The organism is Paenibacillus septentrionalis (genome assembly GCF_042659865.1).
Lineage (GTDB): Bacteria > Bacillota > Bacilli > Paenibacillales > Paenibacillaceae > Pristimantibacillus > Pristimantibacillus septentrionalis.
The window spans coordinates 500,570-514,420 of record NZ_JBHSTE010000002.1 but is presented as its reverse complement, the minus strand read 5'-3'; the positions used below and the strand labels follow the sequence as shown (position 1 = coordinate 514,420).

Annotated in this window: 15 protein-coding genes; all 15 read left to right on the top strand. The window is 42.8% G+C overall.

All coding sequences use genetic code 11. The features are described 5' to 3' along the window. Positions 1-22: 22 nt before the first annotated feature. The 15 genes from ACFP56_RS07455 (at position 23) to ACFP56_RS07385 (ending at position 13,831) form a co-directional block, all read left to right on the top strand. On the top strand, positions 23-658 hold the full coding sequence (locus ACFP56_RS07455; protein WP_379232843.1) for a hypothetical protein: 636 nt from the start codon (positions 23-25) through the stop codon (positions 656-658). A 68-nt stretch (positions 659-726) separates the two neighbouring features. Then, a complete protein-coding gene (locus ACFP56_RS07450; RefSeq protein WP_379232841.1) occupies positions 727-1,071 on the top strand; it encodes a histidine triad nucleotide-binding protein in 345 nt (114 codons plus the stop codon). Positions 1,072-1,175: 104 nt separating this feature from the next. Further along, positions 1,176-1,349 (top strand): 30S ribosomal protein S21, encoded by a 174-nt coding sequence (gene rpsU / locus ACFP56_RS07445; protein WP_251666757.1) that lies wholly within the window; start codon positions 1,176-1,178, stop codon positions 1,347-1,349. A gap of 15 nt (positions 1,350-1,364) precedes the next feature. After that, entirely contained in the window at positions 1,365-1,808 is a 444-nt protein-coding gene (locus ACFP56_RS07440; RefSeq protein WP_379232838.1) for a GatB/YqeY domain-containing protein, read from the top strand. 144 nt (positions 1,809-1,952) lie between these two features. Further along, the gene (locus ACFP56_RS07435) at positions 1,953-3,350 is read left to right on the top strand and encodes an NfeD family protein (protein WP_379232836.1); all 1,398 of its coding nucleotides are present in this window, start codon (positions 1,953-1,955) and stop codon (positions 3,348-3,350) included. Between the two features lie 12 nt (positions 3,351-3,362). Further along, entirely contained in the window at positions 3,363-4,346 is a 984-nt protein-coding gene (floA, locus tag ACFP56_RS07430; protein ID WP_379232834.1) for a flotillin-like protein FloA, read from the top strand. Positions 4,347-4,396: 50 nt separating this feature from the next. Further along, entirely contained in the window at positions 4,397-4,894 is a 498-nt protein-coding gene (locus ACFP56_RS07425; protein WP_379232832.1) for a hypothetical protein, read from the top strand. A gap of 245 nt (positions 4,895-5,139) precedes the next feature. After that, positions 5,140-6,114 carry a LacI family DNA-binding transcriptional regulator gene (locus tag ACFP56_RS07420; RefSeq protein ID WP_379232830.1) on the top strand — a complete coding sequence of 325 codons (975 nt, stop codon included), beginning with the start codon at positions 5,140-5,142 and terminating at the stop codon, positions 6,112-6,114. A gap of 127 nt (positions 6,115-6,241) precedes the next feature. Further along, a complete protein-coding gene (locus ACFP56_RS07415) occupies positions 6,242-7,585 on the top strand; it encodes an ABC transporter substrate-binding protein (protein WP_379232828.1) in 1,344 nt (447 codons plus the stop codon). An 81-nt stretch (positions 7,586-7,666) separates the two neighbouring features. Beyond that, a complete protein-coding gene (locus tag ACFP56_RS07410) occupies positions 7,667-8,551 on the top strand; it encodes a carbohydrate ABC transporter permease (RefSeq protein ID WP_379232825.1) in 885 nt (294 codons plus the stop codon). Then, the gene (locus tag ACFP56_RS07405; protein WP_379232823.1) at positions 8,551-9,387 is read left to right on the top strand and encodes a carbohydrate ABC transporter permease; all 837 of its coding nucleotides are present in this window, start codon (positions 8,551-8,553) and stop codon (positions 9,385-9,387) included. The genes ACFP56_RS07410 and ACFP56_RS07405 overlap by 1 nt, the downstream gene beginning before the upstream one ends. A 21-nt stretch (positions 9,388-9,408) precedes the next feature. Continuing rightward, positions 9,409-10,908, top strand: a complete 1,500-nt coding sequence (locus tag ACFP56_RS07400; RefSeq protein ID WP_379232820.1) for a glycoside hydrolase family 32 protein — start codon at positions 9,409-9,411, stop codon at positions 10,906-10,908. A gap of 442 nt (positions 10,909-11,350) precedes the next feature. Further along, positions 11,351-11,629 carry a sporulation protein YqfC gene (gene yqfC, locus ACFP56_RS07395; protein ID WP_213513543.1) on the top strand — a complete coding sequence of 93 codons (279 nt, stop codon included), beginning with the start codon at positions 11,351-11,353 and terminating at the stop codon, positions 11,627-11,629. 30 nt (positions 11,630-11,659) lie between these two features. Then, entirely contained in the window at positions 11,660-12,853 is a 1,194-nt protein-coding gene (gene yqfD / locus ACFP56_RS07390) for a sporulation protein YqfD (RefSeq protein ID WP_379232817.1), read from the top strand. 18 nt (positions 12,854-12,871) lie between these two features. Further along, on the top strand, positions 12,872-13,831 hold the full coding sequence (locus ACFP56_RS07385; RefSeq protein WP_379233304.1) for a PhoH family protein: 960 nt from the start codon (positions 12,872-12,874) through the stop codon (positions 13,829-13,831). The last annotated feature ends 20 nt before the right edge of the window (positions 13,832-13,851 follow it).

Here is a 13,851-nt window from a genome sequence, read left to right as displayed (position 1 = left end):
TTTCATCGCTGGAGGGGAAAATGTGACAGAGCAGGTTAAAGGCAAGCTAGAGCCTGAACAAGGGAAAAAGCCAATTGCACTGGCAGTCGTTCTCGTTATGCTCGTAGCTAGCTTAATCTTCGTAGTTTTGTTTGCATCAAAAAGTATTGGCTATCAACAAGAAATTCAAATAGCGACAGGAAAAGAAATTGTAGAGCATTTTAAAGCGCTGGACAAAAAGCTTGGCTATGCAGATTTGAGTATAGCAGCGTTATCAACAAGGGCTGGAAGCTGGAATGAGGATGCTGCATTGTTGAGCTTGCAAGCGAGTTATTTGCTGGAGGATATTGATTATCATTTGGCTGAGCTTTTTCACATTGGAGCAGCTATAGACAATGAAGCATTCGCTAATGTTGATGGACAGAGTGCTTCTCAAGACGAGATAAAAAAGCAGCAGCAGCTGCTTGAAAGTTTCTCACGGACTGATTTGCCTGCTGACCGTTTAGAGGAGCAGTTGCAGGCGGCACAGCAACAATTGCAGCAGCTTCACAGTATTGTTCAGCAGTTCAATTTCAGGCTGGAAGGCAATAGAAATGCAATGATTCGATTGTCCTCGGGCTTTGACTGGATCGAGCTTGCAAAGCAGATGGATGACATTATTTTTAATGAAGCGCAGTAGACTTTGCTTTGCATAATAGTTGTGCAAGCTAAGTTGATTATAAGCGTAAATTTGGGAGGTAATTGCAGATGGATTGTTTATTTTGCAAAATCGTAGAAGGCACGGTTCCTTCTACAAAGGTATATGAGAATGAGCACGTGCTTGCTTTTCAAGACATAGCACCTGCTGCACCGACACATATTTTAATTATTCCGAAAAAGCACATCGCGACGATGAATGACGTAACGCGCGAAGATGATGCAGTCATTGCCGAGATCTTTGCTGCTGCTAGACATATCGCGAAGGAGCAAGGTTTTGATGAAGCTGGATATCGTTTAATCAACAACTGTAATTCAGATGGGGGACAGGTTGTATATCATCTTCATTTTCACTTATTATCCGGAAAAAAACTAGGTCCTCTACTCTCTGAATAAAACTTATTGTTCAAGTTGACACAGAAGTATTGGTTGACTTATAATTAAGATTGATTAACCGTGTATTAACTCTGGACGGTCTGTTTCGGAGGGAGGGAAAACTGGTGTCTGAAATTAAAGTTCGTAAAAATGAAACTATTGATGCTGCGCTTCGCCGCTTTAAGCGTTCCACTGCAAAAGATGGTATCTTGGCAGAGGTTAAGAAACGCAAGCACTATGAGAAGCCTAGTGTAAAGCGCAAGAAAAAGTCCGAGGCTGCGCGTAAGAGAAAGTTTTAGGAGGATAATTCCATAATGAACCTGAGCGAAAGATTGACCGACGATATGAAGCAAGCAATGAAGGACAAGGATAAGTTAAGATTATCCACCATTCGCATGGTACGTTCTTCAATACAGAACTTAGAATTAGATCTTCACCGTTCACTGAACGATGATGAGTTGCTTGACATATTTAGTCGAGAAATCAAACAACGTAAAGATTCCCTCCAAGAATTTAAAAAGGCTGGTCGCGAAGACCTAGCCGAAAATCTTGCAGCAGAAATTGATATTATTAGTAAATACCTTCCCGAACAGCTCACTGAAGAAGAGATTCAAGAGATAGTAAGGCAGACCATCCAAGAACTCGGTGCTTCTTCGAAAGCCGACATGGGGAAAGTGATGGGCGCCCTTATGCCGAAGACAAAAGGTCGCGCAGACGGTAAACTAGTAAACCAAGTTGTGCAACAATTTCTGCAATAGAATACGTGCGGACACAAAACACCCCGTTGGGGTGTTTTTTTGTTGATTAAGAAGCCCCTTTCCTGTAGAACCTTATGTTATAATAATTGAAACAAGCAGTCTTCACATACGTATAATAATAAAGCGGAAAGGAGGTTGAACTAGATGAAAGCAACAGATAAGATGAAAAATACAGCTGCTACGAAGTGGCTTGTCCGACTCATGATGATGTTAGCGCTTGTAGTTATGGTGTTTCCGTCAATTGCATTTGCCCAAAGCAAGCAATCTGTAGATAAATATGGACCAGCGGTTTATCATATTCCTTTAAAAGGTGATGTTGAGCCTGCCATGGCGCAATTTCTTAAGCGTGCACTTACTGAGGCAGAGGAGGCTCATGCGGAGCATATTATCATTACATTAAATACATATGGAGGTCGTACAGATTCTGCCGCAGAGATTGGCGAAATGCTGCGCTCGACTAAAATCCCGATAACTGCATTTATCGAAGGGAAAGCGGTGTCAGCAGGAACCTATATTGCACTTAATGCTGATACAATTGTGATGCAGGAAGGCAGCACGATGGGGAGCGCTGCAGTAGTCGATGGCTCAGGCAAGTTAATTGATAACCCTAAAACGATTAGCTTTTGGGTTGACCAGATGAGCGAGGCCGCTAAGCTGAATGGCCGTGATCCGAATGTTGCGATCGCGATGGTCGATCCACGCATTGAGGTTGATTTGTCTGAAACATTAGGCAAGGTTGTAGCGGTTGGAGATGTGCTGGCGATATCGGCTTCAGATGCACTTCGCATTGGCTATTCAGAGCATACAGCATCGAATCTTGAGGAGGTCGTAGCTTGGCTGGGACTTAACGATCGCGATTTGATCGATGTTAGCATGAGTTTTGCTGAACAGCTGTCACGATTTATTCTTCATCCTGCTGTTTCCGTCCTTTTGCTTATTATTGGCTTTGCTGGTATTGGAATTGAGCTGTTTGTGCCTGGCTTTGGATTGCCTGGTATTATAGGTGTGCTGGCTATGGGGTTATATTTCTTCGGTTCCTATTTAGGAGGTCTTGCCGGTATGGAGTCTGCTATTTTGTTTATAGTTGGTATTCTGTTGATTATTTTAGAATTGTTTGTGCCTGCATTTGGTATACTTGGAATATTGGGAGGAGGTGCCGTTATTACGGGCATAATATTGGCTGCTCCAGATTGGCAATCCGGTTTAACTGCAATAGTTATTGCACTGGTGATTGCCACCATTATCATTATTATTTTCTCCCGAACGAAAAAAGGGAGAACGGTGTGGAGCAAATTCGTACTGCGCGAGAAGCTGACTACAGAAGAAGGCTTTATTTCAGCAGATTCGAAATCCTCGCTTGTAGGCGAGAGAGGGGTTACGGCTACACCGCTTAGACCGGCAGGTTCAGTACTCATTAACAATCAACGTGTTGATGTTGTAACAGAAGGCGGTTTTATTGAGATTAATCGTCTTGTGGAAGTCGTTAAGGCTGAAGGGACATGGGTAGTTGTAAGAGAAATTTCAAACAATGAAAAAGAATAGGGAGGTTTTTTAATGCCATTTGATCCTTCGTTGGTTACTATTGTTGTAATCGTATTAGCCGTAATTTTATTTTTTGTATTGCTGAGTTTCTTCCCAGTTATGCTGTGGATTTCAGCAATAGCTTCAGGTGTTAAAATCAGTATTATTACATTGTTCGCAATGAAACTTCGTCGTGTTACGCCAAGTCGAATTGTTAACCCGCTTATTAAGGCGACAAAAGCAGGTCTAGGTGTTTCAATCAACCAGCTGGAAACGCATTATCTAGCAGGTGGTAATGTAGACAGAGTTGTCAATGCGCTAATTGCCGCGCAACGTGCGAATATCCCGTTGTTGTTTGAGCGTGCTGCTGCGATTGATCTTGCAGGACGTGACGTATTGCAAGCGGTACAAATGAGTGTAAACCCTCGTGTCATTGAAACAAGCTCTGTTTCAGCGGTGGCAAAAGATGGTATCGAGGTTAAAGTTAGAGCGCGCGTAACGGTTCGTGCCAACCTGGATCGCCTAGTCGGTGGTGCTGGTGAAGATACGATTATCGCCCGTATCGGTGAAGGTATTGTATCAACAGTGGGTAGCTCCGCTTCTCATAAGGATGTACTTGAGAATCCGGACTTGATTTCTCGTACTGTCCTAGAAAAAGGTCTTGATGCGGGTACAGCATTCGAAATTCTATCAATCGATATTGCTGACGTAGATGTAGGCAAAAACATCGGTGCACATCTGCAAACAGAGCAAGCTGAAGCTGATAAAAACATTGCACAAGCGAAAGCTGAAGAGCGTCGCGCAATGGCTGTTGCGAAAGAGCAAGAAAACAAAGCGAAGGTCGTTGAGATGGAAGCACTTGTTGTTGAAGCTGAGTCTCAGGTTCCACTTGCAATGGCAGAAGCGCTTCGCAGTGGCAAGCTGGGAGTAATGGATTATTTGAACATGAAAAACATTGAGGCGGATACCGATATGCGCAAATCAATTGGTGATCCAAATGACAACCCAAATAAATAATTTCTCCATTGGCAAGATCAACGATTCTATGCCATTAGGAGGTGAGCGCAATGGGTATCATTGATCTGATATTTGATAATATTTACTTTGTCGTCATTTTCTTGTTCGTTGTTTTCAAGCTGATTGGCAGCTTCTCTGGCAATAAAAAGCCGACAGGCACGCCAACATTTGGAGGAGACGAGCCGCAAAAGAGATGGTTCGACGAAGAAGAGGAGACTTACGATCGACCTGTAGCTCAATCATCTCGAGAAGAGGATCGAGCACGGGAGGTTTATTCTCCATCACCGCAGGTGGGGAACGATCGAGTTTTTCAGCCTGCACAGAACATTGTACCAGCTGCGCCTACCTATGAAGAGCGGATGCAGGAGCTGCGTACACGACAAGAACGGACGAAGCAGCGTCTGCTGGCTGCACAGAAGGTGGAGCGTTCTGCTCAAGCCTCGCAGCTCGGTGCGAAGGATTTGCAGGAGGCTGTGATTTGGAGTGAAATCTTGGGCCAACCTAGAGCCAAAAGACCGCACTCACAGTTCTCAAAACGAAATCAGTAAACAAAGTGCCAGTGTCGACAATAACGGCACTGGCCCCTGTTTTTGTGACAGGGATCAAAACATGTCAAAAAGCCAGTTCTCGCTCTTCTATCGGGAACTGGCTTTTTAGTTTTGCCTGATTACAAATGTTGTCGCGGGACATATTTATAGTTCTAGATCTATATACCAGCCGTACTTACAGTTTTGTTTGTTCATGTTATATGTGATATAATTTTGAAGATATTTTACAGAAAGGAGGACGGAGATTGCCTACTATTAAAGACGTTGCTGAAAAAGCAGGGGTGACCGTTACGACAGTTTCACGAGTCCTCAATAATCGAGGCTACATTAGTGAGCTTACGCGAAAGAAAGTGAAGCTTGCGATGGAGGAATTGAATTACCAGCCCAACGAGATTGCACGTTCATTATCGAGAAAGCGTTCGATGATGCTAGGCATGATTATACCTACGATTGCTCACCCTTTCTTCAGTGAAATGGCGAATGCTATTGAAAATTACGCTTTTTCATTTGGCTATAAGCTATTAATTTGCAACTCTAGATTGGAGCAAACGAAAGAAAAAGAATATATTGATATGCTTAAAAGCAACCGTGTTGACGGTGTAATTATGGGAAGTCATACACTGGAGATAGAGGAGTATTTTAATCTCAAGAAGCCAATTATTACATTTGATCGAAAAATAGCCGATATCCCTTACGTTTCTTCAGATAACTATCAGGGCGGTAGGCTTGCTGCTGAGCTGCTCATTAAAAAAGGCTGTACATCTATTGCTCATATTTGTGGTGATTTGAGTCTTGATCTATTGAGTAATAAGAGAACAGAGGGCTTTATCGACACGTTACGCCGGCATCATATAGAACCTGTCATCCTTCAGCTAGAAACCGATAGCTTTGACCGATCGTCGTACAGCTCTATTTTTAATTCTTTATTTGACAACTATACTAAATTTGATGGCATTTTTGCTTCGAGTGATATTGTCGCGATGAATATTATAAAATACGCTTCAGCAAGAAATATATCCATTCCAAAGGATTTGAAGCTGATCGGCTATGATGATATTGCATTCGCTGAGTTAAGCAATCCTGCGCTAACAACAATTAAACAGCCTATTGAAGAAATGAGTAAGCTAGCTGTTGAACTGTTAGACAAGCAAATTAATGGCGAGATCGTTGCAAATGAGCATACACTGCCCGTTACGCTTATAGAACGAGCCTCAACGTAGTACCCGCCGAATGTGAAGAGTTCGGCATTTTATATTCATTATATGTCAAGCGGTTGACATGTTAACCGATTGACATATATAATAGCTAATGTAAGCACTTTAAAATTCATTACTAGGGGGAATTACGATGAAAAAGCTATCATGGGTTATGCTAGTTTTAGTTTTCTCGCTTGTAGTTAGTGCATGTGGCAGCAACAGCACTAACAATGGCAGCAATGCAAAGAATGATTCAACGCCTACGAATAACCAAGGTGATCAAAATGCTGCTCAAAGCGGTAGTGACAACGAGGAAGTTAAAATTACAATTCTTAACTCTAAATCAGAAATACATACCCAAATGACAGAAGCGGGGCAACAATTCTCAAGCGCTTTTCCTCATATCGAGGTTGAAGTCATCTCTACTACCCAAGATCAATCTCCAGTTGAACGAGCATCTTCACTATACGCATCTGGAAATCCAGCAACTATTACGATGCTGGACACAGGTGACATTGAAAAATTTGCAGATAAAGCATTAGATCTATCGAATGAACAGTGGGTTTCGGAGCAGGCACAGCAATTCCTCATTGATGGGAAAACTATTTCCTTCCCATTCGCAGTTGAAGGCTACGGCTTAATTTACAATAAGGAAGTACTTGACAATGTGAGTGGCGGATCCTTTGATCCAGCAACAATTAATACGACTGCTAAGCTAGAGAAGTTATTTCAAAGCATAGAGCAAGCGGGAATTGTGCCGCTATATATCGGCAGCATGGATTGGTCTTTAGGAAATCATTTCTTGGCAATAAGCTATGCGACCCAAGGTGACACAGATGTAAAGGGATTTATTGAAGTCTTAAAGCAAGGGAATGCGGATCTAATCAATAATTCTTCTTTCAATGGTTTGCTTGATACTTTTGATGTAATGAAAAACTACAACGGTGGTAAAGCGGATCCAATGGCCGTTATCTATGAACAGAGCACAGCAGCTGTCGCAAAAGGCGAAGCGGCAATGACATTCAACGGAAACTGGTTGATTACCGAGCTATTAAAATCCAATCCAGAAGGTGAATATGGCTTCATTCCAGTGCCGATTTCCAACAATGAAGGCGATCATGCCAACTCATCTGTAGCTGTTGGTGCTACGAAGCAGTTCTTCGTGGATGCTGAAAAAAGCACACCTGCGCAGCAGGAAGCTGCTAAGCAATTCCTGAATTGGCTAGTGTACGAGGCTGAGGGACAGGATTTCCTTGTTAATAAAGCAAATGTTATTCCTGCCTTTAAAAATATTGAACTAGAACTGAACAACTCGCTAGCGATAGCTATTAATGAATATAACCTGGCTGGTAAATCGATTGAATTTGCAGGGAATTTTGTACCAGGAGATCACTGGAAGGTGCTTGGAGCATCCATGCAAAAATATCTTGCAGACAGAGCAGATCGTTCAGCTCTAGCAACAGAAATTGAAGAGTATTGGAAAAGCATTCAATAAGGTTTAGGCTGCATTTGTCAGAAAGTCGATTAACGCTATGTTATCGGCTTTCTGCTTTAAATCGCTGCTTGGAGGGACTATATGCTTACAGAAAAAAAACTTTCAAAAAGACTAGGCAATCAACTGCTGTTTACTGGGCCGACTCTTATCGCATTTATCTCCGTGATTATCGTTCCCTTTATTTACGGCATATATATGACCTTTTACAAATGGGACGGCATATCCTCAACGATGCCATTTATCGGCTTTGATAACTATGTCGCTGTCTTTCAGGATAATAAGTTTTGGACATCTGTCTGGCTAACGATTAAGTATGTAGCGGCGAGTGTCATATTAATCAATGTGCTAGCCTTTTTTCTTGCCTATCTCGTAACAGCAGGAATTCGCGGGCAGAACTTTTTTCGTACCTCCTTTTTTTCGCCCAATCTGATTGGTGGATTGGTTCTTGGTTTTATTTGGCAGTTTATGTTTAATGTGTTTCTTCCTTCTATCGGGGAAAGCAACAACTGGTCTCTCTTTACGAAAACATGGCTTGGCGATGAGACAAAGGCATTTTGGGCGCTCGTCATCGTTACGGTGTGGCAATATGCTGGATACATGATGGTTATTTTTATCGCAGGCTTGATGAGTGTGCCCAAGGACATTTTGGAAGCGGCCAAAATTGACGGGACTAGCGGATTGAAGCAAATTATTTACATGATTCTGCCGTTAATGGTGCCATCCTTTATTGTAACGGTATTCTTATCGCTGCAGCGCAGCTTTATGGTTTACGATGTCAATTATGCCTTAACAGGTGGAGGTCCGTTTGGCAGCACAGTAATGGCCTCTATGCACGTTTACGATAAAGCCTTCCAACGCTTTGACTATGGTGTTGGTCAGGCAGAGGCTTTCGTACTGTTCTTCATCGTAGCAAGCATTACGATTACTCAGGTTTACATGACGAAGAAGATGGAGGTGGAGGCGTAATGAATTCTACCATTTCTAAAATTCTATCCTATGTCGTGTTAATCGTAGCGTTAATCTTTTTTATCGTTCCATTTGGCATCTTGTTAATCAATGCATTTAAAAGTAATTCGGAAATTATTTCGTCTCCTTTTGCACTGCCTACTAGTCTAAGCTTTACTCAATTCGGCCTAGCAATGGAGCAAATGAAATATTGGACCTCATTTAAGAATTCAGCAGTTATAACATTCGGAAGTTTATTCATTATTTTGCTGTGCTCGGCAATGACTGCACATTATTTTGTACGGAATAAGACTAAGGGCAATAATATTTTGTTTTTGGCAATGGTTGCTTCGATGATTATTCCATTTCAATCGATTATGATACCGCTCGTCTCGATATACGGAGCGAAGCTGGGCTGGATTCAAAGTATGCCGCATCTTACACTCATGTTTATGTATGTAGGCTTTGGTAGCTCATTGGCTGTTTTTATCTATCATGGCTTCATTAAGAGCATTCCACTAGAGTTGGAGGAGGCCTCATATATTGATGGCTGCAGTCGCGTACAATCCTTCTTCAAGATTGTTATGCCCATTTTGCTGCCGACCTCAGTGACCATTGGAATATTACATGTTTTGTGGATGTGGAACGACTTCCTGCTGCCTCTACTTATTTTGCAGAATGCAGGCTCGGATAACTATACATTGCCGTTAGCGATACAGGTATTTAAAGGTACGTATTCCTCTGACTATGAAAAATATTTGCCAGCCGTTGTTATGGTTGTCATTCCTATTATGATCATTTATCTATTTGCACAACGTTTTATTATACAGGGTGTTACTCAGGGATCAGTGAAATAACAAAGAATGCAGGTGAGTTTTTTGACGTCAACGCTTCAACATAAGCAGGCTATAGCAAAAGCTGAGCGCTCTTTACAACATATGTTGGAAACAATAGTCCAGGATGAGCATCGTCCAGTTTTTCATGCTGTACCTAAAGTCAATTGGATGAACGATCCAAATGGACTTATATATTATAACCAAGCGTATCATTTGTTTTATCAACACAATCCTTTTTCGGCAGAATGGGGCAATATTCACTGGGCACATATGAAAAGTGAAAACTTGATTGATTGGGAGCATCTTCCGATTGCACTTGCACCAAGCGAAGCCTATGACAGGGATGGCTGCTTTTCTGGCAGTGCTATTGAGCATAATGGCAAGCTATATTTGTTCTATACTTCGAATATATTTACATCGCCGCAAGGATTGCCTGATGATCTGCTGCAGCAGCAATGCTTAGCTGTGTCGGAGGATGGAGGGAATACCTTTATCAAATATGCTGGTAATCCGCTTATAAGCTCGCCTCCTGCTGAAGCGGGGGACAATAATCATTTTCGAGATCCGAAAGTGTGGAAGCATGATGAGCTGTGGTATATGGTTGTCGGAACAAAAAAGGACGGCAAAGGAAGAGTTCTATTATATCAATCTGCCAACTTGCTGGATTGGACCTATAAGAGTGTGCTTGTGGAAAGCGACGGTAGTATGGGGCATATGTATGAGTGTCCTGATCTGTTTACGCTAGACGGCTACGATATCTTACTGCTCTCGCCAGAGGGAATGCTAGATTACCCTGTTTCAGGTTATTATGTAGGCAGGCTTAACTATGAAACGGGTATATATGAGCACGGAGAATTTCACCTGCTGGATCATGGCTATCATTTTTATGCGCCGCAAACGTTCCAGGATCCAAGCGGTCGCCGCATTCTGATCGGCTGGATGCCGATGAAGGGAGCGCAGCTGAATAAGACTTGGTCTGGCAGCATGACTTTCCCTAGAGAGCTTGCGTTAGGAAGCGATCAACGTCTGTTGATCACACCGGTAAAGGAGATTTCCAAGCTGAGAGTAGATGCGGAGCCAAAGGTAGAGATTGATTCAGAGAGTTGCTTTAATGGGAAGCCTATGTTGAATAATGAAGAACGATACATTTATAGTAGCTCGGCAATGGAGCTCCTCGTGACATTTGATCTAGAAGAGCTGACGGCCAAGCAGATAGGCATCAACTTTTTTGCTTCTGCAAAAGAGCAAGCTGTGCTCGGCTACGAAGTCGAAGCAAATTCGCTTTTTATTGACTTTGGCGGTATGTCGGCCTCCTCGTATGCTAGAAAAATGTTCGTACTGGGCGATCAGAGGCAGAAGAAGCTAACACTTCAGCTCCTATTAGACCACTCTACAGTAGAAGTGTTTGTAAATGACGGTGAATTTGTCTTTAGCGCGTTAATGTTTCCTGACTTGGAAAGCAAGGATATTTCGTTGTTTGCCAAGGATGGTTTTGTGCACGTAGAGCAGCTTAAGCTATATCAGCTAGAGTTAAACAAGTAACAAAACGATGCTTAGCTGAGGCTTAGATGAGGTGTCCTATTATTACATTGGAATGAATGGAATCTAATATTACAGGTCTAGCAGATTATGCTAGGCCTTTTTGCGATTTGCTAGATTTATGAACCGCAGGCTCAGGAGTAACCACCCCCAATGAGATGTATTGTACCTGTTATAGCGGACCCATCATGTGTGAGCTTCGGTCGTATATCCATCAGTGACACGCGTTAATTTTCATTGCAGTCATTGGTGCAAGCCATTCATTACGATTTAACTAAAATCCGCTCAACCAGCGATACTGCCTGATGACTTACATATAAACCGAAGAGGAACAGATTGATGCTGTGATTTTCTCATAAATGTTACCTTTACCGCATACTTTGGTAGAGTATCAAACTGTGTTGCGGCAGGGGTGTCACTGGTTCTAGAAAGGGGAGCTGCATCAATGGGTCGTATGAAACGCAAACTGCACAAGCTGACTGCGTCCTGGCTAGATATGCCGCAGGATGTTGTATTTGAGCTGCCAAGATTAACATTGATTGGCGATCGCCAGTTGTATATTGAAAATCATCGTGGAGTTATAAATTTTACAGACGAGGTACTTCGTTTGTCTCTGAGCAAGGGGGAGCTGGAGGTTCGCGGCCGTGAGCTGATTATTCGTACCATTTGGACAGATGAGGTGTTCGTTGAAGGCATCATTACGGGAATTGAGCTATTCCCGTAACATTTATTTATTCCTGAGGAGGAGATCGCAATGCGTCAATCACTGGTTGAATGGTTAAAGGGTACAGTGGAGGTTGAGCTGCGGAGCGCACAGGTCGCTCAGTTTCTCAACCAAGCTACAGTAGACAAGCTGGAGTTGTTCAATATTCGTTTAATAGGCTCTGAATGCGTACGTTTTGAAATTAGTGTGGAGCAGTATTTTTTATTGCGGAAATATGTACGAGCCTCTGGTGGCAAACTAAAGCTTGTAGGTAAAAAAGGCTTTCCTTTTTTACTTGCATTAATGGAAAAACGATTATGGTTCGCGGTTGGCATTACGGCGTTTTTTGCAATTATCTTTTTGTTGGCCTCCCTTGTATGGTCAATTGAAGTAGCAGGCAATAAGCGTATTCCAAGTGACGTCATTATCGCAGCTGCCAAGGAGGAGGGATTATACCGCTATCAATGGTCGTTTAAGCTTCAGGACACCGATGTGCTTTCCAAGAAGCTGGTTAACGCAATTCCGGGTACGACATGGATTGGAGTCGAAAAGGTTGGAACAAAAGTTAAAATTCAAATTGTGGAGTCGACGATTCCAGATCAAAGAGAATTGCATAGTCCTCGTCATCTTGTTGCATCCAATGATGCGGTGATTACGTACATTATAGCAGAGCAGGGTAAGCCGTTAGTGCGAAAAAACACACGAGTAAAAAAAGGGGATGTGCTGATTTCTGGCATTATTGGCAGTGAGGCGCATTCACAAATCGTTATAGCTCAAGGCACTGTGAAGGGGTTGGTTTGGTACGAATATGAAGTGTCGGCTCCTCTCGTGCAAAAATATCGTGTGTTAACTGGAGAACGGCAATCGCGTTCCTATATCGTATTAGGCGACCGCGCCTTGCAAATAAGCGGGTTTAAGCAAGAGCCATATGAGAAGTCGGAAACGACAACGACAACTGATATGCTCTCGATTGGAAAATACACGCTTCCAATTGGTAAAATGAAAGAGCTTGAGCAGGAGGCAACTTTTGAGGAGCGAGAGTTAACCGTCGAGGAAGCGAAGGCGGAAAGTTTAGAGCAAGCCAGACTGCGGGTTTTGGCGAAAGCTGGGAAAGAAGCGGAAATTGTTAGTGAAATTGTTTTGCATGAAGCGACAGACAATGGTAAAGTGGTTATGAAAGTACTTTACGAAGTGAATCAGTCAATTACAAAAGAACAACCAATAGTCCATATGCAGGGAGATTGAGTATTGTTGCAAAATGAAATGAAAACAGTTAAAATTCCAGTCCTAAATTCGGCTGAGGCTTTAGCAGTTCTCGGACCACAAGACAAGTTTCTTCGTATGATTGAGGAACGAGTTGATGCGAAAATCAGCTCACGAGATGCAGAGATTTCAATTAATGGACCCGCACAGCAGGTCGATTCGCTTGAACAGCTGTATCAGGTATTGCTGCAGCTTGTTAGAGAAGGATATACACCTTCTGAGCGTGATATTACGTACGCGCTGGACTTAGCGTTGAAGATGCAGGCAGAGGAGCTTCTGGATCTATTCAAGAAGCCAATTGCTACGACTTATCGGGGCAAGAAAATTCTTGTGAAAACGATTGGTCAGCGCCATTATGTCAAGCTGATCCGCAAGCATGATATCGTATTCGGAATAGGTCCTGCAGGTACAGGTAAAACCTACCTGGCTGTTGTGCTTGCTGTAACAGCACTTAAGGAAAATATCGTAAAGCGTATTATTTTAACGCGACCGGCTGTAGAAGCAGGTGAAAATCTAGGCTTTTTGCCAGGCGATCTACAGGAGAAGGTGGATCCGTATTTGAGACCGCTGTATGACGCCTTGCACGACGTGCTAGGGCCTGAGCAGACGGTAAAGGCAATTGAACGAGGCATGATTGAAATAGCTCCGCTTGCCTATATGCGTGGACGAACCTTGGACGATGCGTTTATTATATTGGATGAGGCGCAAAATACAACGCCAGAGCAAATGAAAATGTTTCTGACCCGTTTGGGCTTTGGCTCAAAAATGGTGATTACAGGCGATGTAACGCAAATTGACTTGCCGAGAGGCAAAAACTCCGGCTTGATTGAAGCCAAGCGTATTTTAAGTGATATTGAGGAAATTGGCATGATGATCTTCTCCGAGCAGGATGTCGTTCGTCATACACTCGTCCAAAAAATCATTATGGCGTATGATCGGGATGCGGAAGCAAAAACGTAGTTCAATGAATAAGGAAAGGA